Annotated in this window: 27 protein-coding genes, 1 tRNA gene and 4 pseudogenes; 15 read left to right on the top strand and 17 right to left on the bottom strand. The window is 58.0% G+C overall.

Going from position 1 to position 25,288, the window contains the following annotated elements; translation table 11 throughout:
• Positions 1-72: 72 nt before the first annotated feature.
• Positions 73-960 carry a dihydrodipicolinate synthase family protein gene (locus JFV26_RS21585; RefSeq protein WP_201195319.1) on the bottom strand — a complete coding sequence of 296 codons (888 nt, stop codon included), beginning with the start codon at positions 958-960 and terminating at the stop codon, positions 73-75.
• A gap of 29 nt (positions 961-989) precedes the next feature.
• Positions 990-1,772 (bottom strand): aldolase, encoded by a 783-nt coding sequence (locus JFV26_RS21580; RefSeq protein WP_201195318.1) that lies wholly within the window; start codon positions 1,770-1,772, stop codon positions 990-992.
• A gap of 159 nt (positions 1,773-1,931) precedes the next feature.
• On the opposite strand from JFV26_RS21580, the gene JFV26_RS21575 reads away from it, so the two are divergent.
• The gene (locus JFV26_RS21575) at positions 1,932-2,474 is read left to right on the top strand and encodes a helix-turn-helix domain-containing protein (RefSeq protein WP_201195316.1); all 543 of its coding nucleotides are present in this window, start codon (positions 1,932-1,934) and stop codon (positions 2,472-2,474) included.
• 100 nt (positions 2,475-2,574) lie between these two features.
• Here the strand turns inward: JFV26_RS21575 and JFV26_RS21570 are convergent, their stop codons facing one another.
• Positions 2,575-3,594, bottom strand: coding sequence for a DUF4917 family protein (locus JFV26_RS21570; protein ID WP_201195314.1), 1,020 nt, complete (start codon positions 3,592-3,594; stop codon positions 2,575-2,577).
• A gap of 159 nt (positions 3,595-3,753) precedes the next feature.
• Between JFV26_RS21570 and yiaY the strand changes: the two genes are divergently transcribed.
• Positions 3,754-4,902, top strand: coding sequence for an L-threonine dehydrogenase (gene yiaY, locus JFV26_RS21565; RefSeq protein WP_201195312.1), 1,149 nt, complete (start codon positions 3,754-3,756; stop codon positions 4,900-4,902).
• Between the two features lie 144 nt (positions 4,903-5,046).
• Here yiaY and JFV26_RS21560 read toward each other — a convergent pair whose 3' ends face one another.
• Positions 5,047-5,535 carry a DMT family transporter gene (locus tag JFV26_RS21560; protein WP_201195310.1) on the bottom strand — a complete coding sequence of 163 codons (489 nt, stop codon included), beginning with the start codon at positions 5,533-5,535 and terminating at the stop codon, positions 5,047-5,049.
• 78 nt (positions 5,536-5,613) lie between these two features.
• Between JFV26_RS21560 and JFV26_RS21555 the strand changes: the two genes are divergently transcribed.
• From JFV26_RS21555 to JFV26_RS21520, 8 genes and pseudogenes are all read left to right on the top strand, one after another.
• Complete coding sequence (locus JFV26_RS21555) at positions 5,614-6,525, top strand: LysR family transcriptional regulator (protein WP_201195308.1); 912 nt, start codon at positions 5,614-5,616, stop codon at positions 6,523-6,525.
• Positions 6,526-6,565: 40 nt separating this feature from the next.
• Complete coding sequence (locus JFV26_RS21550) at positions 6,566-7,303, top strand: hypothetical protein (protein ID WP_201195307.1); 738 nt, start codon at positions 6,566-6,568, stop codon at positions 7,301-7,303.
• Positions 7,304-7,324: 21 nt separating this feature from the next.
• Complete coding sequence (locus JFV26_RS21545) at positions 7,325-8,053, top strand: hypothetical protein (protein WP_201195305.1); 729 nt, start codon at positions 7,325-7,327, stop codon at positions 8,051-8,053.
• 4 nt (positions 8,054-8,057) lie between these two features.
• Complete coding sequence (gene fos / locus JFV26_RS21540) at positions 8,058-8,489, top strand: fosfomycin resistance glutathione transferase (protein ID WP_201195303.1); 432 nt, start codon at positions 8,058-8,060, stop codon at positions 8,487-8,489.
• 40 nt (positions 8,490-8,529) lie between these two features.
• A pseudogene (locus JFV26_RS21535) lies at positions 8,530-9,167 on the top strand (LysE family translocator).
• A 90-nt stretch (positions 9,168-9,257) separates the two neighbouring features.
• A complete protein-coding gene (locus JFV26_RS21530) occupies positions 9,258-10,607 on the top strand; it encodes a sensor domain-containing protein (protein WP_201195301.1) in 1,350 nt (449 codons plus the stop codon).
• A 116-nt stretch (positions 10,608-10,723) separates the two neighbouring features.
• Positions 10,724-10,882, top strand: a complete 159-nt coding sequence (locus JFV26_RS21525; RefSeq protein WP_201195292.1) for a KGG domain-containing protein — start codon at positions 10,724-10,726, stop codon at positions 10,880-10,882.
• A gap of 73 nt (positions 10,883-10,955) precedes the next feature.
• The gene (locus JFV26_RS21520; RefSeq protein WP_201195290.1) at positions 10,956-11,459 is read left to right on the top strand and encodes a DUF4142 domain-containing protein; all 504 of its coding nucleotides are present in this window, start codon (positions 10,956-10,958) and stop codon (positions 11,457-11,459) included.
• A 48-nt stretch (positions 11,460-11,507) separates the two neighbouring features.
• Here the strand turns inward: JFV26_RS21520 and JFV26_RS21515 are convergent.
• Positions 11,508-11,905 (bottom strand): annotated as a pseudogene (locus JFV26_RS21515) (low affinity iron permease family protein).
• A 304-nt stretch (positions 11,906-12,209) separates the two neighbouring features.
• On the opposite strand from JFV26_RS21515, the gene JFV26_RS21510 reads away from it, so the two are divergent.
• Positions 12,210-13,295, top strand: coding sequence for a type I restriction endonuclease (locus tag JFV26_RS21510; protein ID WP_201195289.1), 1,086 nt, complete (start codon positions 12,210-12,212; stop codon positions 13,293-13,295).
• Between the two features lie 51 nt (positions 13,296-13,346).
• On the opposite strand, the gene JFV26_RS21505 is transcribed toward JFV26_RS21510, so the two are convergent.
• Entirely contained in the window at positions 13,347-13,886 is a 540-nt protein-coding gene (locus JFV26_RS21505) for an AidA/PixA family protein (protein WP_201195288.1), read from the bottom strand.
• Between the two features lie 124 nt (positions 13,887-14,010).
• Positions 14,011-14,514, bottom strand: coding sequence for an inclusion body family protein (locus tag JFV26_RS21500; RefSeq protein WP_201195287.1), 504 nt, complete (start codon positions 14,512-14,514; stop codon positions 14,011-14,013).
• 442 nt (positions 14,515-14,956) lie between these two features.
• Between JFV26_RS21500 and JFV26_RS21495 the strand changes: the two genes are divergently transcribed.
• Both JFV26_RS21495 and tam read left to right on the top strand, forming a co-directional pair.
• Positions 14,957-15,286, top strand: coding sequence for a YXWGXW repeat-containing protein (locus JFV26_RS21495; RefSeq protein WP_201195286.1), 330 nt, complete (start codon positions 14,957-14,959; stop codon positions 15,284-15,286).
• A gap of 96 nt (positions 15,287-15,382) precedes the next feature.
• Positions 15,383-16,153: a trans-aconitate 2-methyltransferase gene (gene tam, locus JFV26_RS21490; RefSeq protein ID WP_201195285.1), complete on the top strand. Its 771-nt coding sequence runs from the start codon at positions 15,383-15,385 to the stop codon at positions 16,151-16,153.
• A gap of 75 nt (positions 16,154-16,228) precedes the next feature.
• Here the strand turns inward: tam and JFV26_RS21485 are convergent, their stop codons facing one another.
• The 9 genes and pseudogenes from JFV26_RS21485 to JFV26_RS21445 form a co-directional block, all read right to left on the bottom strand.
• Positions 16,229-16,954 carry a class I SAM-dependent methyltransferase gene (locus JFV26_RS21485; RefSeq protein WP_201195871.1) on the bottom strand — a complete coding sequence of 242 codons (726 nt, stop codon included), beginning with the start codon at positions 16,952-16,954 and terminating at the stop codon, positions 16,229-16,231.
• A gap of 354 nt (positions 16,955-17,308) precedes the next feature.
• Positions 17,309-17,716 carry a type II toxin-antitoxin system HicB family antitoxin gene (locus JFV26_RS21480; RefSeq protein WP_201195284.1) on the bottom strand — a complete coding sequence of 136 codons (408 nt, stop codon included), beginning with the start codon at positions 17,714-17,716 and terminating at the stop codon, positions 17,309-17,311.
• Positions 17,717-17,752: 36 nt separating this feature from the next.
• Positions 17,753-17,875 carry a type II toxin-antitoxin system HicA family toxin gene (locus JFV26_RS21475; protein ID WP_342215477.1) on the bottom strand — a complete coding sequence of 41 codons (123 nt, stop codon included), beginning with the start codon at positions 17,873-17,875 and terminating at the stop codon, positions 17,753-17,755.
• A 367-nt stretch (positions 17,876-18,242) separates the two neighbouring features.
• A tRNA-Gly gene (locus JFV26_RS21470) sits at positions 18,243-18,316 on the bottom strand.
• 181 nt (positions 18,317-18,497) lie between these two features.
• Positions 18,498-19,382 (bottom strand): alpha/beta fold hydrolase, encoded by an 885-nt coding sequence (locus tag JFV26_RS21465; protein WP_201195283.1) that lies wholly within the window; start codon positions 19,380-19,382, stop codon positions 18,498-18,500.
• 311 nt (positions 19,383-19,693) lie between these two features.
• The gene (locus tag JFV26_RS21460; RefSeq protein ID WP_201195281.1) at positions 19,694-20,386 is read right to left on the bottom strand and encodes a pseudouridine synthase; all 693 of its coding nucleotides are present in this window, start codon (positions 20,384-20,386) and stop codon (positions 19,694-19,696) included.
• A 33-nt stretch (positions 20,387-20,419) separates the two neighbouring features.
• A complete protein-coding gene (locus JFV26_RS21455; RefSeq protein WP_201195280.1) occupies positions 20,420-20,653 on the bottom strand; it encodes a cysteine-rich CWC family protein in 234 nt (77 codons plus the stop codon).
• Positions 20,646-22,133, bottom strand: coding sequence for a sensor domain-containing diguanylate cyclase (locus JFV26_RS21450; RefSeq protein ID WP_201195279.1), 1,488 nt, complete (start codon positions 22,131-22,133; stop codon positions 20,646-20,648). Before JFV26_RS21450 ends, JFV26_RS21455 begins: the two co-directional genes overlap by 8 nt.
• 225 nt (positions 22,134-22,358) lie before the next feature.
• Positions 22,359-22,727 (bottom strand): annotated as a pseudogene (locus tag JFV26_RS21445) (allophanate hydrolase-related protein); the annotation flags it as partial.
• 252 nt (positions 22,728-22,979) lie between these two features.
• On the opposite strand from JFV26_RS21445, the gene JFV26_RS21440 reads away from it, so the two are divergent.
• On the top strand, positions 22,980-23,255 hold the full coding sequence (locus JFV26_RS21440) for a hypothetical protein (protein WP_201195278.1): 276 nt from the start codon (positions 22,980-22,982) through the stop codon (positions 23,253-23,255).
• 210 nt (positions 23,256-23,465) lie between these two features.
• A pseudogene (locus tag JFV26_RS33730) lies at positions 23,466-23,845 on the top strand (hypothetical protein).
• A gap of 269 nt (positions 23,846-24,114) precedes the next feature.
• On the opposite strand, the gene JFV26_RS21430 reads toward JFV26_RS33730, so the two are convergent.
• Positions 24,115-25,227: an enoyl-CoA hydratase/isomerase family protein gene (locus JFV26_RS21430; RefSeq protein WP_201195276.1), complete on the bottom strand. Its 1,113-nt coding sequence runs from the start codon at positions 25,225-25,227 to the stop codon at positions 24,115-24,117.
• Positions 25,228-25,288 lie beyond the last annotated feature (61 nt).

The raw sequence follows: 25,288 nt of genomic DNA, 5'->3' as shown, positions 1-25,288 counted from the left end.
CATTTTTGTTGGCTGACACTCCCTCTTCGCGAGCAAGCCCGCTCCCACATGGGTTTTGGGTATGGCTGAAGTTCAGCGCAGCGCTTTCAACAATCCCTGCAACTGACCACAACCCGCCTCACTCAACGCAAACACCGGCAACCGTGGATCACCGACTTCCAGCCCGGTCGCCCGCAACCCGGCCTTGATCGTCGCCGGCAAGCCGCCCTTGAGGATGAAGTCCAGCAACGGCAACTGGCGATAGAACAACTCACGCGCCTTGCCCAGGTCGTTGGCCAGCACCGCTTCATACAAATCAAGATTGAGCTGCGGGATCAGGTTCGGCGCCGCCGTACACCAACCTTTTGCCCCGGCGGCGAACGCTTCCAGCGCCAACGGATTACAACCGTTGTAGAACGGCACCTGACCTTCGCCGAGCAGTTGCAGTTTGTGCATGCGCTGGATGTCGCCAGTGCTTTCCTTGACCATCGTGACGTTTTCGACAGCGTTGAAAATCCGCAGGATCAGTTCCACCGACATGTCCGTGCCGCTGGTGGCCGGATTGTTGTAGAGCATGATCGGCACGCCGATGCTCTCGCCGATGGCGCGGTAGTGGGCGAGGATTTCCGCTTCGCTGAGTTTCCAGTAGGACGCCGGCAGCACCATCACCACATCGGCACCGTGGGCTTCGGCGAAACGCGCGCGGCGTACGGCTTTGGCGGTGGTCAGGTCGGACACGCTGACGATGGTCGGGACTCGTTTGGCCACGTGCTTGATGCTGAATTCGCTGACCTGATCCCACTCCACGTCGCTCAAATAAGCGCCTTCGCCGGTACTGCCCAGTGGCGCGATGGCGTGGACGCCGCTGTCGATCAGCCGATCGATGGAGCGCCCGAGTGCGTCCAGATCGACACCTTCGCCGTTGGCGGTAAACGGGGTGATGGTGTAACCGATGATGCCGTGAATCGATGGGTTCGACATGCTGTCGCTCCTCTTGAAAATGAGTGGGGTCAGTTCAGGCAATCGGCGTGTTGGCGCAGGTTCTGCCGAGCGTAGTAGTTGAAGGCGGCGGCGTGGCGTTTCGGTTTGGAAATCCAGTCATGGGCTTCGCGGCCCAGCTCCGGCAAGATCGGTTTGATCGTCCCGGCGCTCATAGCCAGCAACTGCAACTTCGCCGCGCGTTCGATCAGTTGCGCAATGACGCAGGCTTCTTCGATGCTCGTGCCAGTGGACAGTTGGCCGTGGTGGGAAAGCAGAATCGCGCGTTTGTCGCCGAGTGCGCCGGCAATGATTTCGCCTTCTTCATTGCCCACCGGCACCCCCGGCCAGGCTTCGAGAAACGCACAATCTTCGTAGAGCGGGCACAGGTCCATGTGCGATACCTGCAGCGGGACTTCGAGCATCGACAGCGCGGCCACATGGGTCGGATGCGTATGAATGATGCAGTTCACATCAGGCCGGGCGCGATACACCCAACTGTGGAACCGGTTGGCCGGGTTCGGCATGCCGTGGCCTTCGAGCACTTCCAGGTCTTCGTTGACCAGCAGCAGATTGCCGGCGGTGATTTCATCGAAACCCAGGCCCAGTTGCTGGGTGTAATAGGTGCCAGGCTGCGGGCCGCGTGCGGTGATTTGCCCGGCGAGGCCGGAGTCGTGACCGTTCTCGAACAGAAAGCGGCAGGTCAGGGCCAGCTTTTGCCGGTCGGTCCACGTATTATCCGCCAGGGTGTTTTGCATCTGGATCAGCGCTTGCTTGACCAGTTGGTCTTTGGGTAGTGCTAAGGTCTTGGCCATATCGGTGTCCTTTGGGTGGTTCAATGGACGTCGGGTTTGCCGTTCACTCGTTGCTTGCAAGGTCATGGGTGAATGCAGATGACACTAAAGAGGCTATATGACACAATGTGTCATTGGCAAGGACAAATCGTCGACTCCTTGATGGATTAATCGCTCTACATGTCTATCCGTTTGAAATTACTCAGGAAAAAACTTGGCGTGACGCTGGAAGCCTTGGCCGAAAAGTCCGGCATGACCAAGAGTTATCTGTCGAAAGTCGAGCGCGGGCTGAACACACCGTCGATTGCTGCTGCGTTGAAACTGGCCAAGGCGCTGAACGTGAAGGTCGAGGAGTTGTTCTCCGAAGACAGCGTCAAACTCGACAGCTACAGCTTGGTGCGCAGCGACGAACGCCAGTCCCTGGCCGCCAACGACCACAGCCCCGGTTACGCGGTGCTGGCCCATCAGGTCAGTGAACGCAGCCTGCTGCCGTTCATCATTTACCCGCCGAGCGAATTCACCGACAAGACCTTCAAGGAGCATTTGGGGGAAGAGTTTCTATTCGTTCACGAAGGGCAGGTGGAGGTGGACTTCATGAACGAGCGGGTGCTGCTCAATCGCGGGGATGCGCTGCACTTCAATGCGCAGAAGCCCCATCGGATACGGTCAGTGGGGGAGGTTCAGGCGCAGTTGCTGGTGGTGGTGCATAGCACCGAAGAATGAGTCGATCCTGAAAGATCGCAGCCTTCGGCAGCTCCTGCAGGTGATCGCATTCCCACGTAGGAGCTGCCGAAGGCTGCGATCTTTTGATCTTGCTGTTGATCTAAACCTCAACTGGAACAGTAAGCTTCGGACTACCCAGCGCATGGGTCTTGGAATCAAAAAACCGCAACTCAACCCCCGTTCCCTCAAACACCTTCGCGTAATGCCGCTTCTGATGCTGGATGAACGCCTTGCTGCGCGGATAAATCGATACCGCCACCACCTTCGGTTTCGCCTGGCGCAACGCATGGATGATGTGGCTGTCCTGCTCGCCCAACGCATGACCAAAGATGCACAACCCGTCGCCATGCCCGAGTAACTGGTCATAACAGAACGACAAATAATCCGAGCTGCGAATGGTCTTCAGTTTGTCCTGGGCCGGCCCTTCGTTGACGAACAGCGGCACGTCATCCAGCGTCTTGATCGTGTTGTTGATCGCGAAACTGCCGAGCAACGTGCCCTCGGTCGACATCAATTTGCGCGCAGTGCCGTCTTGGTTACGGACCAGGTGCAGACCACCGTGCAGATAAAGCAAACGCGGCTTGTCGGTAGCGCTGGCGCTCAAGTCGAAGCTCGGCTCAGTGCCGTGGAACAGGTCGGTGACCACATCAGGCTGGTGCTGGATCGCCCAGTTGTTCAGCAAGTCGTAGTTGGTGCTGAATACCGTCCGATAGTTGCCCAGTTCCTGATTGATCGTCGCCAGGGTCGAAGGCACCACCAGCCGCCATGGGATGTGCACCGCGTGCACGGTATTGATCAGCGCTTCCTTGATCGCGTAGTAGCGATTGCGCGGCGCGGCGGAGCTGACGGCCAGGGCCTTGTTGACGCGGCTGGTGATTTTCAGCGCGCTGAGCACCTGCTCGAAACTGCGGGTTTGCAGGGCGTCGAACACGCTCAGTTCGGACTGGCTCAAGGGCTTTTCTTCGACGGTGCGCGCGTTGTCGAACAGCGAGTCATAGCCGAAGTCGTCCCACACCGCGCGGCTGGCGCCGTTGCCCAGCAGCAGGCCGCTGAACGAAGCGCTGGTGCGCAAGGCGTTCCAGTCTTCAAGTTGGGCGTCGACATCCAGGAAATCGGTCATTGCGTTGGTCGTCTCAAAAAGCAAAAGGTCTGATGGGCGGCGACTTTATCACGACCGGGGGTTGAGCCAGATCAACATGCGCCGTGACTGTTCGGTCGATCCTGTGCGCATCCGCTGAATCGGAGCTGTCGATTCGGCCCCCTTGCAGGAGATTCGCTCATGAGCAGCACGTTTTTCATCCCCGCCGTCAACATCATGGGCATCGGTTGCCTCGACGAAGCGATGGACGCGATTCGCAAGTACGGTTTTCGCAAGGCGCTGATCGTCACCGACTCCGGGCTGGCCAAGGCGGGCGTGGCGGCGATGATTGCCGAGAAGCTGGCCATGCAGGATATCGACTCGGTAATTTTCGACGGCGCCAAGCCGAACCCGAGCATCGCCAACGTCGAGCTTGGCCTGGGCCTGCTCAAGGAAAGTCGCTGTGATTTCGTGGTGTCCCTGGGCGGCGGTTCGCCCCACGACTGCGCCAAAGGCATCGCCCTGTGCGCGACCAACGGCGGGCAAATTCGTGACTATGAAGGCGTCGATCAATCCGAGAAGCCGCAACTGCCGCTGATCGCCATCAACACCACCGCCGGCACCGCCAGCGAAATGACCCGCTTCTGCATCATCACCGACGAGTCGCGCCACGTGAAAATGGCCATCGTCGACCGCAACGTCACGCCGCTGCTGTCGGTCAACGACCCGGCGCTGATGGTCGCCATGCCCAAGGGCCTGACCGCCGCCACCGGCATGGACGCGTTGACCCATGCCATCGAAGCCTACGTCTCCACCGCCGCCACTCCGATCACTGACGCCTGCGCGCTGAAAGCCATCACCCTGGTCAGCAACAACCTGCGCCTGGCCGTGCGCGATGGCAGCGACATGGCCGCCCGGGAAAACATGGCGTATGCACAGTTTCTCGCCGGCATGGCGTTCAACAATGCGTCGCTGGGTTATGTCCACGCGATGGCCCACCAGTTGGGTGGTTTCTACGACTTGCCACATGGTGTGTGCAACGCCGTGCTGCTGCCTCACGTACAGAGCTTCAACGCGCTGGTGTGCGCCGATCGCCTGACCGACGTGGCCCTCGCCATGGGCGCCGATATTCGCGGCTTCAGCCCGGAGGAGGGCGCGCAAGCGGCCATCGCGGCGATCCGCAGCCTGGCCAGAGACGTGGAGATCCCCGGCGGTTTGCGTGACCTCGGCGCCAAGCTCAACGACATCCCGGTGCTCGCCACCAATGCCTTGAAAGACGCTTGTGGCTTGACCAACCCGCGAGCGGCGGATCAGCGGCAGATCGAGGAGATTTTCCGCAGCGCGTTTTAAGCGAAGGACCGCTATCGCGAGCAAGCTCGCTCCCACAGTGGATCAGTGTCGGACACATCCTGTGTATCCACCGCAAATCCCCTGTGGGAGCGAGCTTGCTCGCGATGACTGACTGAAACTCACCATCGCACTACCAGTTATCCCTCAACCCGCCGCAGCCAAAACCTTGGCCGGCGCCGCACTGAACTGAATCAACGCAACGCCACCCATCAACAACACCGCCCCAAACACCCGCGGCAATGTCATCTGCCGCTCCACCAACCCAAACAACCCAAAGTGATCCAGCACCAACGACGCCACCACTTGCCCCGCCAATGCCAACGCAATAAACCCCGAAGCCCCAAGCTTGGGCAGCAACATCAACGCCAGCGAAATAAAACACACTCCGAACGCCCCGCCAGCCCACATCCACAGCGGCGCCTTAGTGATGAACGCCAGTGACGGTAACGGCAAACGCAGCGCCAACATCACCGGCAGCAACACCACAATACTCACCAGCAACGACGCCAGCGTCGCCCACAACGGATGCCCCAGCCCGCGCCCGAGGTTGGCGTTGATCGCGCTCTGAAACGGCACGAGCGCCCCGGCAATCACCGCCAGCACTAACAGGCCGGCCCAATGCAACGTACTCATGATCTTTTCTCCAACAGGTTTTGCTGGACTCTAGGGTATTCGCCGCGCAAATTTAAATTCCAAATAGCTATGTAGAACATGCATCAGATGAATGATCTTCGGCGCATCGACCTCAACCTGCTGGTGATCCTCGACGCCTTGCTCAGCGAGCAACACGTGACCCGCGCCGCCGAGCGCCTGCACCTGAGTCAGCCGGCGGTCAGTCATGCGTTGGCGCGATTACGCGACTTGCTCAGTGATCCATTGCTGGTGCGCGCTGGCGCCAGCCTTGTACCGACCCCGCGTGCGATGGAATTGATCGCGCCACTGACCGAAGCCCTGGCCCAGGTGCAATCACTGTTGGCTCCGAACACCTTCGATCCGGCGACCGCCAAGCGCACGTTTCGCCTGGCGATGTCCGACTACGGCGCCGCCATCGTTCTGCCGGGGCTGATTCGCACCTTGCGCCGGGAAGCGCCGGGCATCGACCTGCAAATCAGCCACGCCAGCCGCGAAGGCATGCTCGATGGCGTGCTCAACGGCGATATCGACGTCGCGGCAGGGGTGTTTCCGGAACTGCCGAACGAGCTGCGCAGCACGCCGCTGTTCGACGAGCACTACGCCTGCCTGCTCGACCGCAACAGCCTGCCCGCCGACGGCGTACTCGACCTGCCAACCTACCTGGCCCGCCCCCATGTCCTGCTGGAAATGCGCGGCAGCGGTACCCCGGAAATCGAACGGGCGCTGACGTCCCTGCGCGAACGCCGTCGCGTGGCCATCAGCCTGCCGCACTGGAGCGTTGCGCCGGAGTTTATTAGCGGTACGGATTTGATTCTGACGGTGGCGTCGCGTGGGTTGCGCAGCGTTGATGAGCAGTCGCTGATTGTTGTTCCGCCGCCATTTCATATTCCATCGTTTACGTTTGTGTTGGCGTGGCATAAGCGGCGGGGTGGGGATCAGGCGTTGAATTGGTTGAATGGGCGGATTGAGGAGGGGATAGTGCGCGCCTGAAATCGTCAGATGTTTTTTTGAAATACGCAGGGAACAGGGAATGACATTGAAGTCTGGCTGGATAGGTTGTGTGGCGTTGTGCGGGTGGATGATGACGGCGCAGGCGTTTGCCGATTGCGAGAAGCCACCGTTTTATGGGGATTTCGGGTATTCAGTATGCAAGGACTGGCCGGCTTATCCGGGGCTTACAATTACGGCGTTGTCGCAGTTTGAGTCGGGATATTCGGCGAGTGATTCTGGCCCTGACGGTAAATATGATTTCAATCTTGCCGTTGTTTCGCGTGACGATTCGCAACCGCTGGCGACGTATCACCAGGCATCCGCCTTTGAGTCAAACGGGTTCGCCTTGCAAGATCTGCAAATCGATACGGCTCGCTACAAACTGACACCCGATCTGCGGGCCTTTGGCGTGGCCGTCACGTTCAAAAGCTCGTCACGTATCAATCCATTGAATGAAGTGTGGCTCTCGCTTTACGTGAAGGAGGGCGACAAGTTGCGTCCCGTCATGGATCGGCTCATCACCTATCAGTACAGTGGTGAATGGGACGGTAATTGCGCCGGTGAGCGCAATGAAACCACCCGAACCCTCGCAATCGGCAAAACCAGCTCACATGGATACGCGGACTTGATCATCAAAACGGTGTCCATGGACACGGTTGGGAAGGGCGAGGGAGAGGCTTGTGTCTCCAACTCCATCATTTCCAAGCCGGTGCTGACAACTCTTCGATATGACGGCAAAAACTACGTTCTACCGGAAGGCTTCAAGGGTTATCAATAGATGAAACGATCAAGGAAGAACATGTCCACCAATACTCGATGGCTTGGCTCAATCTTCGCATTCAGCCTTTTAATCCTGACGGCCCAGGCTCAAGCCGCTTGCGATGAACTGCCATTCGATGGGCATTCACTGGCGCGCTGCAAAGTGTGGCCAGCGTTTAAAGACCAAACCATTGCGGCGAAGTCCACATTTACGCCTGCCTCCGATGACGTCAACGATGGCGGAATGTTTGATCTGGAACTGTCGATCGTCAACTCCACCAACGACCAGACACTAGTCACTTACCGCAAGAATGAAGCTTACAACTCCGACGCAATCGGTTTTGAAGGCTTGGTCATTGATACGGCGCGATACAAACTGGCGCCGGATGTTCGTGCCTTTGGCCTGCGTTCGGACTTTGGCCACCGGTCGAGCACCATGCCTTACTCCAAAACCGATCTGGCACTGTATCTGCGCGAAGGTGAAACCCTGCGTCCAGTGCTGGAGGGCTTGGTGGTTTCCAAGAACACGGGTGAGTGGATGGGCGACTGCACTGGTCAGGGCACAGACATCCGCAGAACCGTCGATATCGGCAAATCCAGCCATAACGGTTTTGCCGATCTGATCGTCACTACAAGCACTACTCTGATGAAAAGCATCAAGTCAGGCGAGGAGTGCGGGGACAAAACCACCGACCTCAAAAAAATACAGATCACGCTGGGCTACGATGGCAAGCAGTACGTCATACCTGAAGAACTGAAAGGTTACTGACAACATGCTCACCGGCCTCAACCACCTGACCCTCGTCGTCACCGATCTGAATCGCAGCGTGGCGTTCTACCAAGGCTTGCTGCAACTGCGCCTCGACGCGAGTTGGGACGCTGGCGCCTATTTCTCGCTGCCGGGTCTGTGGTTGTGTCTGGCCCTCGATCCACTGCGCAACCCCGAACCCGCCGCTGACTACACCCATTACGCGTTCACCGTCAGTGCGGCGGACTTCCCTGTGTTCGTTGAAAAGCTGCGCTCGGCCCAGGTTCAGGAATGGCGCGACAACCGCAGCGAAGGTGCGTCGTTCTACTTCCTCGACCCGGACGGCCACAAGCTTGAAGCCCATGTCGGTGACCTGGCCTCACGCCTGGCAGCCTGTCGACAGCGCCCATATGCCGGAATGAAGTTCTTCGACGTGATCCCCGAAAACCTGAGATAGACTCGCGTCCATTCGCCCAAACGCTTCAACAGGACTCCCCATGACTCCATCGCTGCTAATGGCCGTGCTCGCTTCCGGTTTTATCTACGGCATCACACCGGGCCGGGCGTGCTGGCGGTGTTCGGGATTGGCGCGGCCCGTGGTCGGCGCGCGGGGGCGGGGTTCTTGTGCGGGCATTTGCTCGGGGATGTGGTTTGGTGCAGCACCGCGTTGATCGCGATTGTCGGCGCCCGGGAAATCGGCAGTACCGCGTTCGATGTGTTGGGCGTGCTCAGCGGCCTGTATTTGTTCTGGCTCGGCCTGCGCGCGGTTCGCGCTCGTCGCAGCAGCGCCGAAGCACCGCAAGGGCCGGCGCGGCAGCCGTTCTGGCACGGTATTTTGTTTGGCCTGACCAATCCGAAAGCCTATCCGGTGGCGGTGGCGACCTTCACCGCGCTGTTGTCCAGCCGCGCCGAATTGCTCCATTGGTCGATGCTGCCGTGGCTGATTGCCCTGAGCTTTGTGGGCGGATTGCTGGCGTACGCTATCCTCATTGGCATTGTCGGTGCGCGGCGGGTGCGCACCTTGTATCAACGCCATGAACTGTTGATCACCCGGTTGTGCGGGGTGATGTTTATCGGCTTCGCCATCAATGCCCTCGCGCATGCATTGCCGGGGTTGGTGACGAACAAGGCTTGAGGCTGATTGCAGGGAGGCGTCAGTGACACAGTCATAACGGTCAAGGACGGTTTTTTTATCGCTGCATTCTCCGGACACGCTCCCTGCACCATGGCCACCAGAAATTCCGCGCCTTTGGCGAGTTACATTGACCTGTTGCTGGACGCCGTTTGTGCGGTGGATAAACAAGGTCGCTTTGTATTTGTCAGTGCAGCCTGCGAGCGTATTTTCGGTTACACCCCTGACGAACTGATCGGCCAGCCGATGATCGACCTGGTGCACCCCGCCGACCGTCAGCGCACCCTCGATGCCGCGCGGGAAATCATGGGCGGCGAGCCCAAGCTCAACTTCGAAAACCGTTACCTGCGCAAGGACGGCCGCGTGGCGCATATCCTCTGGTCGGCACGTTGGTCGGAAGTCGATCAACTGCGCATCGCCGTGGCCCGGGACATCACCGAACGCAAACAGGCCGAGTCACGACAAGCGGCGTTGTATGCGATTTCCGAAGCAGCCCATGCAGCGGAAGATTTGCTGGCGCTGTTCAAACGCATCCACTCGATCATCGGCGAATGGTTGCCGGCGCTGAATTTCTCCGTCGCGCTGTACGACGAACACTGTGCGCAGCTGAACTTTCCCTATCACGTCGACGACCGCGAACATCAGCCCGAACTGCCGGGCACCGTCACCGGACGCTTGTGCGCCGAGGTGATTCGCAGCGGTCAGCCGATCCTGTTGACGCCGGACCAGGATGACCCACCCGAGGGCTTCGAAGTGTTGGTGGCGGGGCAGGACTCACCGTGCTGGCTCGGCGTGCCACTGAACTCGCAAAACGGCACCATCGGCGCGCTGATCGTCAAAAGCGTGGCCGGTGGCGAGCGCTACACCGAGCAAGACAAAGAACTGCTGCAATACGTCTGCGCCCAAGTGGCGACTGCCATCGAACGCAAGCAATTGCACGCGCGGCTGCAGCGCATGGCTCAGTACGATCAACTGACCCAGTTGCCCAACCGCGAGTTACTTCGCGACCGGCTCAAGGCGTCGCTGGCGCGGGCCCGTTTGGACAGCGGACGAATGGCGTTGCTGTACGTCGATCTCGACCGTTTCAAACAGGTCAACGACACCCACGGCCATGCGGTCGGAGACATGTTGCTGCAAGCAGTGGCCAATCGGCTCAAGGGTTGCGTGCGCGATAGCGACACGGTGGCACGCATCGGCGGGGATGAGTTCGTGGTGCTGCTGCACAGTATTCATGCAGCCGAAGACGCCGCCAGCGTCGCCGCAAAAATCCGTCAGGTGCTGGTGCAGCCTTTGCGCCTGGACGGCCACAGCCTGAACATCGAACCCAGCATCGGTGCCGCGCTTTATCCCGAGCACGGCACAGAAGAAAAGCAGTTGTTGCGCTACGCCGATGAGGCCATGTACGCAGTCAAACGCCTGCGTCACCCGCCGCTTGAGGTCTGAGCGTTCGCTGCCGTTCGTCGCAGCATCCCCAGCTTTTCTAAACCTTTGGACGGATCTGAATTCAGATCCTTTGCGGGCGTTTGCTCGCCGAAATCATCACCAGGAGGAAGAGAATCATGCCTGCTTCAAGAAACTCGAACTCGGGAAACTTCGCCAACGATCGAACGAAGGCGTCTGAAGCCGGTCGCAAAGGTGGGAAAACCACCACCACGACTGTCGAGAAAGACCCTGCGAAAACCGATATGGGCCGCAAAGGTGGTCAGAAATCTCGGTAGTGGTGGAGGATGTTTTGATTAAGCGACGGGGGCGAAAGCCCCCGTTTGAATTTTTCAGAAGGAGGGCGCGACCATGAGCCGGATGGCCACCCATTTACGCAATGCCAGTTTTGCCACGCTACTGGGCCTGTGTGCCACCAGCGCCTTTGCGCAGTCGCCTGCCGATTTTATCAACGATGCCTCCGCCAAAGGCATGGCCGACATCGAAGCCAGCCGCCTGGCGCATCAAAAAACTGAATCCAAAGAGGTCAAGGACTACACCATCGTAGTCATCAACGACCTGACCACTGCCAACCAGCATCTGGCGAAAATCGCCAAGAAACTCGACCTGCCGGTGGCGCCCCGCGAGGACGTGATCGACAAATCCAAGGCGCTGATTCCACAGGTTAAGGAAGACGCAGCCTTCGATCAGGCTTATGTCGCCAGCCAGGTGAAAACCACCCAGGAAGCCATCGCGCAGATCCAGCAGGAAGCGCAGACCACCGACGTGCCGGAAATCAAAGCGTTTGCCGAAGAAACCCTGCCCAAACTGCAAAATCACCTGCAGATGGCCAAGGCATTGCAAGCCAGCCGCTAGGCTGTTCATGTGTTTCGCGAGTGGCCTGGGCCACTCGCGAATATTCATTTAGTACTGATCCAGATTTGGTTTGCGTTTGTCATCGGCAGCCGCGCTTTCCAGCGAAATCGTCTCGTTCTCGCCAATCGCCCGATACTGCTTTCTCAAGGCTTCCAGTTCCTTGAGGCTCTTGCCATCCAGTCCGAGCATCGCGTTCTGGGCATCGGTGGTGGCGCGCAGCAGCTCATCAATCTTCAGATGCAAAATGTCGTTGTCGCGGTTCTGGGTGTTTTGAATCACAAACACCATCAGGAACGTGATGATCGTCGTCGATGTATTGATGATCAGTTGCCAGGTATCGTTGTAATGAAACATCGGCCCCGTCATCGCCCAGATGACGATCAGCGCCACCGCGACCGACTGCCCGCCCACATCGAAAGAGCCTGAGACATTTTTGCGAATTTCATTGCCGTTTTCCTTTCAGGGGATGCGTCTGAGTTTCAGACCGCGACGGCTTGTTGAAATTTCCTCTTACAACTCAATCGAAGTGAACGCTAAAAGATCGCAGCCTTCGGCAGCTCCTACGTGGAATGCAATCGGCGTAGGCGCTGCCGAAGGCTGCGATCTTTATGGTCTGGAGGAGGATTGTCCCTCGCCCACGACGCTGTTCCTGAGCGGAATCTTTCTTTGTGCCGGTTTGTGTCTAGTATCAATGGCAGTCAAATCGCCAGCATGCGAAATCACGGATCGAAACCAAGTAAGAGGCTACTCATGGAATTCTTTGAAAAGTTAACAAGCCTAGCTGCCAAAGTTCGTTTGCAAAGCGCTGCAATCAAGACCGAAGAGGCGACCAAGAACGCCTTTGTGATGCCCTTTATCAGCACAGTGCTTGGCTACGATGTCTTCGATCCGACCGAAGTAACGCCTGAGTTCGTGTGCGATATCGGAACGAAAAAGGGCGAGAAAATTGACTACGCGATCATGAAGGAAGGCGAGGTTCAGATTCTTATCGAGTGCAAAAAAATCGGTGAGCCACTGCACATCAATCATGCCTCTCAGCTCTTTCGCTATTTCCATGTCACCAGTGCTCGCATCTCTATCCTGACCAACGGCCAGATCTACAAGTTCTTCACCGACCTGGATGCGCCGAACAAGATGGACGAGAAGCCGTTTCTCGAACTTGATCTGCTGGACATCGATGAATACTCCGTTCCGGAACTGGTCAAGCTCACCAAGTCTGCATTCGATGTCGATTCGATCATCAGCGCTGCCGGTGAGTTGAAGTACGTCAGCCAAATCAAAAAGGTCATTGCCGCGCAGGTCAGCAAGCCAGATGACGACTTTGTGAAAGTGTTCGCGTCCCGTGTGTACGACGGGGTGATTACGCAAAAAGTCCGTGAGCAGTTTCATGAACTGACGAGGAAAGCGGTTGTGCAGTTCCTGAATGAGCAAATCAATGACCGGCTAAAATCGGCCATGAGTGGTGCCATTCAACCTGCGTTGGCTTCTCTGTCAGTTTCCTCCAGCGGAGCTGAACAGCCTGATGTACGAGATGAGGCAGAGGACAAGGTTTTGACAACACTGGAGGAACTCGAGGGCTATCACATCGTCCGTGCCGTGGTTCGTTCTGTTGTAGATGCCAAGCGGATCGTTCAACGAGACACCCAGAGTTATTTTGGCATTTTGCTCGACGACAACAACCGCAAACCGATTTGCCGCCTCCACTTCAATCGCTCACAAAAATACATCGGGATCTTCGACGAAGAGAAAAATGAAACCCGGCATCCAATTGGTTCGATCGACGATATCTACAACTATTCGGATCATTTGAAAAAGACAGTCGGCTATTACGATTGATGCAGCGAACAAAAAAACCGGCCCTTGAGGCCGGTTTTTTATGGGATCCGTTCAAGCAGAAAGCTTCGCTTCAACCTTCCAACTGAAATACCCCACCACCTCGCAACTCTTGTCGACCAGCATGAAGCTCAGTTCGCAGGCGGCCACGCCCGGGGCCAGTTGCGAGCACTCCCAATAGTGATCGTCGGCCAGGTGGCTGCCCGGTTGGGTCGGGTTTGTAGCGTCAGGGGCCGGTACGAGGAGATCGGTGTGCACCACCAGTTTCGGTGGTGAAAGTACTTGGGTAGCGCCCACGGCCATGTCGTAGAACACTACGCTGTGCTCAGCGATCAGGCTTACGGTTCTTCCGCGGATATGAAAGGTTATTCCGTTACTGGCAGTCAGTGTTAATTGGCTGTCATTTTTAACGCTTTGTGCTGCGTGTTCCCCATTGATGACAAAGATAAATCCATCGCTGATAGTCGTCGGGTTTTCGGCCTCCAGACTAGGGGTTGGATACTTGGCGAGCAGCGATTCGGCATCAACGACGAGCAGGACATTGTTGGCCGTCGCGACACTGGATGAAGGCGATTTGATCGGTTCGCAAGTCATCATGGATTCCTTTCATGATGTTGGCACAAGACGGCAGCCGCTTCGGTTCATGCAAGACATCCTGTTCCCGCCGAAACGGCAACGAACGGGGGAAGGCCCCTTGTTGCCAAGGGGCCAGCTTTCGTCAGTTGCTGATGGTGATGAACGGATCCCAGGAGCAGCAGCCGACGATTTTGCAGTCGCGATCGACGATCAGGAAATGGAAGTGATAGGTCACGCTACCGCATGACAGTGTTTCCGAAGACCAGTAATGGTTATCGACTTTCTGGCAGCTCGGCACCGATGGGTTGCTGGTGTTTGGGACGGCGACGCAGGCCGTAGCCTTGCGTGGCGAAGGCGGGGTGATCAATTCGTTGCCGACGTTGCCAATGAACTTGTAGAAAATCACAGCCTTCTCGAAGCTTTGCGACAGGCTGGTTTCACGCCAGCGAATCATATCGCCCACGCTGGCTCTCACGTTGAGCTCGCCACCGGCCTGGCCATTTATCACGTTGTCCCGGTTAGTCACCATGTACACATGATTAACGTCGATCATCGTTGGCGAAGCGGGGTTTTTGCTGATGTTCGGATAGTTTTTCAGAATGGTTTCAGTGTCGATAGTGACCAGCACATCCGTGAATCGAGACATGGTAAAGCTCCTTGTTCATAGTGATTGCCTGGCGATTTTCCAGGCACGACAACGGTTGCTTGCCTTGCGGCCGTTGCTCAAATACTACGGGCGGAACCCACCATGCACGGGGCACGAACTGGCCTTGCTCCCTGCGTGCAAATTGACAGGTCGGGTTCCTTCCGACTGGCCGCGATTAGGACTATAGATGCGATCTTTAGGCTGTCAAAATTGCTTTGCCGGTCGCTCGACGAACGGTCGATTTGGTTATGGCTTTCGATGATTTGGCGATTAAAAAGTTTGCATCTAAGCCTCAAGGTTTCGCAGAGGCCAATCGAATCGAGTTCAGGTAATAGACAGATATGACCTGTTACAAAATCAGAAGGCCAGGCAGGAGCATGGTTGTGCAGGGGGCATTTTTTGCTGATTCACTCAATGTGGGCGTCAAGCCTGAGGAGGCAGCATGTTGATACGTTATATGGCGTTGTTGGCGGTGGTTATCGCCGCTTCTGGTTGCGTGCAAGAGCGAGTCGTTCATGACCGGCGCCCGGTGCAACGCGAATACGTAGAAGTCGTCGCGCCGCAGCCACCACCGGAGCGCGTTATCGAAGTCGAGCCAGTGGGGCGGCAGGGTTACGTTTGGTCTCGCGGCTACTGGCGCTGGGACGGTGGGCGTTATGTTGCCGTTCATGGCCATTGGGAGCCGGAACGCCAGGGTTATCGTTATGTGCATCCGCATTGGGAGCAGCATCGCGATGGCTGGCATTGGCAGCGAGGCGGCTGGGTTAACTGACGATACATAAGTCGGATTGGGTAGATGCATCGGTCGGAGTATCGTAGCCAACCGGTTGTCTGCCCAGGCCTGACAACGTACCGCCAGGAGAACGCAATGAGTTGGTCCGCCAAACAATACGTCGCTTTTGAAGATGAACGCACCCGCCCGGCCCGCGACCTGCTCGCGGCCATCCCGCCCGTAGACGCCCGCTCGGCCATCGACATCGGCTGCGGCCCCGGCAACTCAACCGAACTGCTGGTGGAACGCTTCGACAATGCCATCGTGCGTGGCGTGGACAGTTCGACCGACATGATCGAAGCGGCCCGCAAGCGCCTGCCTGAAGTGCAGTTCGATAGCGTAGACATCGGAACCTGGAACGATAGCGGCCCGTTCGACGTGATCTTCGCCAACGCGGTGTTGCAGTGGCTGCCCGATCACGCAACGTTGTTGCCGTCGTTAGCCGCCAGATTGACCAAGGGCGGCAGCCTGGCCATCCAGATGCCCGACAACCTCAACGAACCTTCCCATCGCCTGATGCGCGAGGTCGCCGCCAATGGCCTGTGGGCCGGAAAACTGGCCGACGCCGCCGGGCAACGCACCGACATGGCGAGTGCCAGTGCTTATTACTCGATGCTCCGGCCGCACTGCAAGCGCGTCGATGTATGGCGCACGACCTACCACCATCCGCTGGCGGGCGGCGCTTCGGGCGTGGTGGAATGGTTCAAGGGCAGTGGGTTGCGGCCATTTCTCGATCCGCTGGATGAGGGTGAGCGGGCGCAGTACCTCAAGCAGTATCTGGCGCAAATTGAGCAGGCTTATCCGGCGCTGGAGGATGGGACCGTGTTGTTGCCGTTTCCGCGGTTGTTCATTGTGGCGACCCGGTAAGGCCAAATGAATAGCGTGCAGTGAACACAAAACCTGTGGGAGCGAGCTTGCTCGCCCCCACAAAGATTGTGCTGTTCAGATCCTTGTCTGACAGTCATTAGTCAGATGTCTGCCCCTTTTGTATTTCAGCGCTCCCCCCACCAACATCATCATCGGCCGCTCACGCTCTTCCGCCAGCGCCGGCTGCGCCACCACCTGCGCATCACTCGGCCCCCATTCGTTGACATGCCGAATCGTGAATCCGGCAGCAATCAACGTATTCAACAAAGTCCCCACCGTCCGGTGCGGCTTGATCACCCCTTCCGCCAGCCAGTTAGTCACGCGCTCGCCTTCCAACTGATAACTGTCGAGCGGCCAACGCTTGCGACCTTCGCCATCAATCAACCACCCCGGATTACGCGGAGTCATGAAGACCGGATGCTCAATGGAAAACACAAAGCGTGAACCAGGTTTGAGAGCCGCGTGGAGAGTGGCGAACAACCCCGGCAGATCCTTGATGTAGTGCAGCGCCAGGGAGCTGTAGGCCAGATCGAAACTGCCTGCGGGCAGATCGAGTTGTTCCAGGTCGGCACGGGCGTATTGGATGTTCGCGGCTGAGGTTGTGTTACGGGCCTGCTCCAGCATCTTCTGCGACACATCGAGGCCGAGCACGCTGTCGGCACCTTGTTCACTGGCCCAGCGGCTGAACCAGCCGTAACCGCAGCCGAGGTCCACCACCTTCAAACCTTTCATCGGCGCCAGCATCGACTGGAGCGCCGGCCATTCAGGTGCGGCATCCAGACCACCGATGGAACGGCCCATCTGGCTGTAGCCCTGGAAGAATTGCGGATCGTCGCGGCCGATTGGTTTCCCTCGAAGAGTGATGGCGCGTATTCGTTGATGGCCGCGCAGGGGGAGGGTGGTTGGTGATGGGGCAGATGCTAGCGGGTTGGGCGAGGGGTGAAAATGGGGGCGTTGGCGATTTGTAAGCAAGATCCACATCAACCAAAACCGACACGCTCCTTGTAGCAGTTGGCGAAGCCTGCGTTCGGTTCGGGCCGCGTTCGGACGCAGGCTTCGCCAGCTGCTACAAGGAGCGTGTGTCACCTTGAGATCTTCTTAACTGATCGGCATTAGCCAATCAGGGCCGGTTGGTACACATCTGGTACAAGCGAATCAACTCTGCTGCAACACCTTGAGTGCTGCCGAAGCCAGAAAGCCCGAACGGCTTTTCTCTTCCGGATGATGCAGCACGTATTCATCGATGCGGTTGAGCAAATAGCCAGGCAGTGTGATGTTCAACTTCTGGGCTTTGCCCAAATACTTGGTGACATCGATATCCAGAAGAGCCCAGGTGCAGCCAGCGTATTGCGGATTGGCAGCATGTAGGGTGACTTTGTTGGCGGGTGGAATCGGCGAGCCGTCTTCGGCCAGAATTTCGAACTGGCCCTCAATGGCTTCGCGAGCCATTGCCATCGCATCATCCAGATCTTCACCGGCGGAGAAGCAGCCAGGAATATCCGGTACTTCCACACCCCAGGCGTGTTCGTTATCGCCCATTGAAATCGCAATTGGGTAAAGCATGTTCATTGTCCTCCTGGACGCTGTGCATTCAGATCATCAGAGCAGCGCCTGTTGCAAAATACTCATGGCTGTTTTCTTGAGCAGGTCCTTTTTCGGATGAGGAACTGTCACCAGCCCCGGTTTGGTCGGATGCTTGAAGTGATGATGGCTGCCCCTGATTCAAACGAGATACCAGCCATCCGCAACGATTTGGCTTATCAAAAATCGGCTATTCACATCACCTCCCTGTGGTGTGCTTAGGTGGTTACTATACCTACTGATTTTCCCCGATCAATACTATAACCACCGGGTCTTCTTGAACTCCGATGAGCAGGTGTCAGGAAACGAGTCTAGGAGGTCGTCGGGAGAGAGTTCAGGGATGGCCCCAAATGAGGCGTTTTCTGTAATTCAGGGTTTTGCCGAGGTGAGTTGACCCGCTTGTCGAGCTCAATTTTCAAACATAAAAAAACCGGCCACATCGGACCGGTTTATTTTCTATTTCCAAATCCCCCGTCAAAAAACTTTCAACGTGAGACCAAAATTCGATTGGAGCGGGTGAAGGGAATCGAACCCTCGTTATCAGCTTGGGAAGCTGGAGTAATGCCATTATACGACACCCGCTCAGAGCGGCTGACTTTGTACCAGATGTGCGCGCAGATTTGAAGTTTTTCTTTATGTACGCTGCATTTAGCACGGGTGACACGCAGGCATGGACCGTGTGACGGTCGTTCGCGGGCAAGCCTCGCTCCTACAGGAATGCGTTCAACTCTGTAAGGCGGGGCTTGCTCGCGATGACGCTGTTTCAGATTGCCAGTGCATGTTGGTCCTGGACGTAGTGGTAATGCGGTCGGCTGGTGTGTTGCGCCGGTTTCAGGAAGCCCAGCAGTGCGTTTTGGCTGTCTCGGCAGGCGGCTTTGTGTTCCATGTCGAGAAAGTGCCCGGTGGCCTGCAAGGTGCTGAAGGTGGCGTGTTGCACGTGGTTGGCGAATAGCCGGGCGCCATCGGCGGCGGTGTATTCGTCCCATTCGCCGTTCATGAACAGCACCGGTACGTTGATTTTTTCGGCGGCCTTGAGGAAGCACTGGCGATCGCTATGCAGCAGGTCGCTGATGTGGAAGTGCATCTGCCCGTACTCGTGCTCGGCCAGGCTGCTCACGTGGCGATAGTTGAAGCGCTTGAACAGCGACGGCAAGTGTTTGCCGATGGTGCTGTTGACCAGGTTGCCGACCCGGTCGCCGTCCCGGCTGCCGAGGTAATCGACGCCGCGTTCCAGGTAGTCGCGCATGTGCTCGTTGATCTCCGGGGAGAACGAGCTGATCACGGCTTTTTCGATGCGCCGTGGCCGGTGGGCGAGGGCGACCAGGGTCGCGGCGCCACCCCAGGAAAACGACAGCACGTGTTCGGCGGCGAAGTGGTCGATCAGCTCCAGCAGGATCTGCCCTTCGACTTCCTTGGTCAGCAATTTCTCATGCAGGTTGTGGGCTTTTGACTTGCCCGCGTAGGGCTGGTCATAGCAAACCACGTTGAACTGCGGGTGAAGGTTTTTCACGGTCTGAGCAAACGACGCAGTCGTGGCCATCGAGCCGTTGACCAGAATAATGGTCTTCTCTGCGGCGTCTGCGCGATAGAACTCCGTGTAAACCCGATACTGACCCTGTATATCCAGCACAGCGATTTCTGGCCTCATGTCATAAGACTCCTGGGCAAGCGGGTATGCGCGCAAATGAGATTGCACGAGCTTTGTGACAGGTAGGCATACGCCTGGAATTTGGAGCCCATGTCGATCCATTGAAGGCCGGTCGACGGGTTTTATTATTGGCGGGCAATCTGCCGGTGGAATGCAGAACCTGAGGGTTCTTGGCCGGCAAAGGTTTCTTAGAAGTATGTTGTGACTCGTCGGTCACATTTCGGCCGACGTCCTGATTCAAGCAGGGGGCACGCTATCGCGCAAGTATCATTGGTAAATTGTTCGACAACTTCTGCTCAGCGGTCGCCTGCTTAGATCAATTGGATCTCTTCGGTGCGCAACGCACGGTACTCGCCCGGTTTTAGCGCGTTATCGAGCACCAGCGGGCCCATGCTTTCGCGGTGCAGGCGCAGCACCTTGTTGTTGAAGTGGCCGAACATGCGCTTGACCTGGTGATACCGGCCTTCGACGATGCTCAGCCGCGCGGACTTTGGCCCAAGCAAGACCAGTTCGGCGGGTTGGGTAGTGAGATCCTCGAAGGCGAAATACAGCCCCTCGGTGAATTTGATCGCATACTCCGGGCCAATGTCCTGTTCGGTCTCGACGTAATAGACCTTCGGTAGTTTGGTCCGGGGTTGGGTCAGGCGGCGCGACCAGTTGCCGTCGTTGGTGATGATCATCAGGCCGGTGGTGTTGAAGTCCAGGCGCCCGGCGATGTGCAGGTCGTCCTTGTGCGGCTCCTGGATCAGGTCGAGCACGGTCGGGTGTTGCGGATCGCGGGTGGCGCTGACGCAGCCTGGCGGCTTGTGCAGCATGAAGTAGCGCACCGGTTTACCGACTTGCAGCACTTCATCGTCGACCTCGACGCGGCTGAACTCCAGCACCTCGGCATGCGGGTCGCTGACGACTTTTGCGTCGATCCGCACGCGTTTTTCCACGAGCAACAGACGAACCTGCTGACGGTTGAAGCGTGGCAGGTTGCTGAGGAAACGGTCGATGCGCATGGCTAGAGATCAGAGGGAAAAGGGCCGCGCATCTTACGTGATCGGCCGGGCCGCTGCTTGCAGCTGCGCCTCGACCTGCGCGCAGCGTGGGCACAGGCAGGAAATGTCGCGCAGCTCGGCCGGCAGCGCTTCGAGTACCGCCGGGTCGATGCTGACGCCGTAGCACCAGCAGGCGCGGTCGGCGGTTCGCGGGTCGGCCAGGCTGCAGTCGTTGGGGGCGCCGCAGGCGGGGCAGAGGTCAGGTTTGTTATTCAGTTTCTTATCCATAAACGGAGTGAGGCATTTCCACGCAGGTGCGGTTGCGGCCGGCTTGCTTGGCCCGGTACATCGCATGATCGGCCCGGGACAGCAGCGTGTGCAAGGTTTCATCCGGTTGCAGGGTGGTCAGGCCGATGCTGACGGTCAGTTGCAACGCCTTGCCGTTGTAGGCATAACGCTGTTTTTCCACATGTTGACGAATTTTCTCGGCGATTTTCTGACCGGTCTCAGCGTCGGTGTCCTTGAGCAGCACGATAAATTCCTCACCGCCCCAACGGCAGACGATGTCGGAATGGCGCAGGCAACTCTGCAGATCCCGGGCGAAACCGATCAGCACCTGATCGCCGGCCAAGTGGCCGTAGGTGTCGTTCAACACCTTGAAATGGTCCAGGTCCAGCAGCAACGCGGTCAGCGGTTTCGGTTCGCGCCGGGCTTCGTGCAGCGCTTGTGCGGCCAACAAATCGAAACCCCGGCGGTTGGGCAGTTCGGTCAGGCTGTCGAGGGTGGCTTGAGCCTGGATTTTGCTCTGAAAGCGTTTGATTACCCGGTTGAGCAGGGCCAGCACGATCAACGTAACGACCAGGCAGATCAGCAGGTTGAGGTACAGCGATTGGCGGATTTCGCCGAGGGCGCCGTCTTCGCGTTTGTCGACGAACAGGTACCAGTTCAGCTCGGGAATGAATCGCACATTGAGGAAATGCCCCTGGCCCTGGACGGAATATTCGTAGCTGCCGCTGTGGGGCTTGGGCAACTGGCTGGCCAGGCCTTTCATGCTCTCGAGCTCGCCGAGGTCTTGGCCGGCCCGCGCACCTTGCGGGCCACCGTCGGCGCCAGTGAGCACCAGCCGGCCGAAGGTGTCGACGAAGTACACGCTGCGCTGATAGCGCTGCTGGTACTTGTCGATCAGCTTGATCACCGCATCAACTGTCAGGCCGACGCCGGCGGCGCCGATGAACTGGTCGTTATAGTCATAGACCTTGTAGTTGATGAAAAACGTCAGGTTGTCCTTGTTGGCCATGTCCGGATCGACGTTGATCTCGTAGGGCTCTTTCATGTCGCGAACGCGGAAGTACCAGGCATCCCGCGGTTCGTCGGCCTTGATCTGCTTGAGCACGCCTTTGGCGTGGTAGTAGGTCAGGCTGCTGTTGGAGACGAAAAACGCGGTGTAGGCGCCGTAGTGGGTCATGACCTCGTTGAGGTAGCGGGTCATCTGGTCGGGGTTGTGCTCGCCGCTTACAACCCAGTCGCGCATGAAGGTGTCGCGGGACATCATCGAAGAAATCAGGATCGGTCTGACGAGGTCTTTCTGGATTTCCGAATAGACCGTGTCGGACGTCAGCGGCAGCTCGGTATTGACGATGTTGTCGCGGATCGCCGTTCGCGAGGCGTAGTAGCTGAGGAAGGAGGTGGCGAGGAAACCGGCACCCAGCAACGCGATCAGCGTGAGGACCAACGAACGTTGGGAATACAGCGGCGAGCGAAGCGGCATGGTGATTCCGTTGGCAGTGACCCGATGGCAGCATTCTAGTGGCACTGCGGGCAAATAACCGCAGCATTTGCGCGGTGTCCGGCCATGAGATCTCTTTCGTCCGCTATGGCCTCTTCGCGGGCAAGCCTCGCTCCTACGGGTATGCGCAGTCCCCCTTTAGGAGCGAGGCTTGCTCCGGGCGGCGATCCGACGAATCGTGAGATCACCGTCGATCTGTCAGGCAAGCACGCCACCGTCCTTCACCCGCACCATCCCCGGACGAAACGGCGGACCACCGGCCAGCGCATACAGTTGATAGTCCGGCGAACTGAACGTCGATTCGATCATCCGTTCCCCACGCAGCGTCAGTTGCCAGTTCAACGCCAGCCCCTCCAGATGCGCGCCACAGACCACCAACCTTGCGCGATCACTGCGGGCAACCACCGTTGGCGCAGGCGCTGCGAAACCTTGCAGATGCTGCAATCCATCCGCCACGCTCAACAGATACGGATCGGTAAACGCCCGGCCAAACAGTGTCACGCGACACGGCAAGCCATTGCCCGTGAAACCGCTGGGCACGGCGGCGGCGGTGCAGTCGAGCAGGTTCATGAAGCTCCAGGAATGGCGACAGATCCAACTCCACCGCTTCATCGCCCAAGGCTTCTAGCCGGTGGGGATTGCGGGTTTTGTGCGTTCCGAAGGCGAAGCCCTCGCACATTGTGAGGGTGCGGCTGCGCACCGTAATGGGACGGGTTGGCCGCTGATCTGAAGGTTTGCGTCAGGGCGCACTTGTCGACCGTTTTCGAGTCAAACCTGATGTAAGCCGGCCTGTGCCGACTGCCGAAGTTGGTCTTCCAGGAGGCCGCCATGTTCCGTCGAAAAACGCTTCTTCGATGCCTGCTCAGCGCATCGATCGGTTTGGGTCTTTCAGCTTGTTATTACTACCCGGCGCCTGGTGCGGTATACACTGACCCTTACTACTCACCCGGTTATTACTCGCCTTATTACTACGGCGGCTATTACTCGCCCTGGTACTTTGGTGGTTACTACGGCCCACGTTTTTACGGTGGTTATCACGCCTATTACCACGGTGGCTACGGCTCTCGTTATTCCCGTGGCGGATACCACTACGGCCACCATTAATCAGCGGATGAATACGGCGGCGCCTCCGGCTTTCTGAAGGCGCCGTTTTTTATGGGCCGATGAAAAACCTTTCATCGGCGACTTGTATCAATGTGTTTCATAAACGCACCAGATTCCAAAATCGATGTCTGATCTTTCGACAGTCGCCAACAATGGGCTGTCGCCTGCCAGCGTCGCTGGTGTGGCTCACTCGCGGTCCAGGAGGCCGCTATGTATCGCCGAATTCTGATGCTGGTCGTGTTGAGTTTGTCCCTGGGTGCATGCGTTCCCTATTCCTACGGAGATGGAGGCAGCTACTACAGTTCTGAGGTTTACTCGTCCCCCGCGCCGGCTTACTACTCGGGCGGTGGCAGTTATTACTCGGCTCCACGCTACTACCAACCGGCCCCCGTTACTATTCGGCGCCGCGTTATTACCAGGCGCAACCGCGCTACTACCAGTCCCAGAACCGTGGCTGGCGAGGGCATGACCGAGGCGGTTGGGACGGCCACAATCGCGGCAATTGGGACAATGACCGCCGAGGTCATGATGGGCGAGGTGACCACCGAGGTGGACGTGGCGGTCACGACGGTCGCGATGGCCACCGTTAAGCAGCTACAAAAAAGCGGCGTATCAAGCGCAATGCCGATCAGTCAAGCTAAACGCGACCTGTAGCAGCTGGCGAAGCCGGCGTTCGGCTGCGCAGCAGTCGTAAATCCTGCACACGCGGTTTGCCTGAAAGAACCGGGAGGCTGATCTTAACGACTGCTGCGCAGCCGAACGCCGGCTTCGCCAGCTGCTACAAAGAGCGTGTGTCACCTTGAGGTCTTCTTAACTGATCGGCATTACGCATAAAGCGCCGCTTTTTTGTGCCCGGATTTCAGTATTCCGACAGGTCGGCCAACGGATGGCGACCTTCCCAGACCTTATGGAAGTGCGCTTCCACGACAGCGTCCGGCACGTTATGGATGTCTGGCCAGTGCCAGTGGGGCTTCTGATCTTTGTCGATCAGCCGCGCCCGCACGCCTTCACTGAATTCCGGATGCCGGCAGCAGTTGAGGCTCAGGGTGTATTCCATCTGGAAAACCTGCGCCAGTGACAGGTGCCGGGCCCGGACGATTTGCTCCCAGACCAGATGAGCGGTCAGGGGCGAACCCTCGGTCATGGTCTTCGCCGCGCGGCTGAGCAGCGGATCGGTGTGATCGCGCAGATGGCTGATGGCCTTCCAGGCGCAGCGCACATCGCTGACATCCAGCAGTTCGTCGAGCTGCTGGCGGCGCGGCAGCCATTGCGCTTCAGGCATCTGCGCGACGGCTTCCTGTTGCAATGCCTTGAGCAGACTGTTGAGCTGCATCGAGATCTGTTCCTGCCAGTTCAATTGCAGCAAGCCTTCGACCAGTTCTTCTTGCTGTTCTTCGAGCAGGAAACGATCCGCCAGATCCAGATCGATCGCATCACGGGCATTCATGTGCGCGCCGGTCAGGCCGAGGAACAACCCGAGCTTGCCGGGCAGTCGCGACAGAAACCAACTGGCGCCGACATCCGGGTACAAGCCGATGCTGATCTCCGGCATCGCCAGGCGGCTGGTTGGCGTGACAATCCGGATGCTCGCCCCTTGCAACAGCCCCATGCCACCGCCGAGCACGTAACCGTGACCCCAACAGATCAGCGGTTTGGGGTAGGTGTGCAGCTTGAAGTCCAGGCGATATTCCGCGGCAAAGAATTGCGCGGCCAGCGGTGGTACTTCGCCGGGATGGTTGCGGCAGGCCTCGACCAGGCTGCGCACTTCGCCACCGGCGCAGAAGGCCTTGGCGCCGTTGCCGCGCAGCAATACGCAGACGATTTGTGGCTCTTTGGCCCAAGCGTCCAGTTGATCGCGCAGGGCATTGATCATCGGCAAGGACAAGGCATTCAGCGACTTTTCCGCATCCAGGCTGGCGATGCCGATGCGCGCGCCGTCGGTGCCGGTGAGTTCTTCGAAGTGCAGATTCATCGTGACCTCGATCGGGAATTTGAGCGTTCAGTATGATCGCAATGTAGGAAAGTGCCGGATC

The organism is Pseudomonas sp. TH31, from assembly GCF_016650815.1.
In the GTDB taxonomy this organism is placed as follows: domain Bacteria; phylum Pseudomonadota; class Gammaproteobacteria; order Pseudomonadales; family Pseudomonadaceae; genus Aquipseudomonas.
The sequence above is the reverse complement of the archived record's forward strand: the minus strand, read 5'-3'. Positions and strand labels throughout refer to the sequence as shown.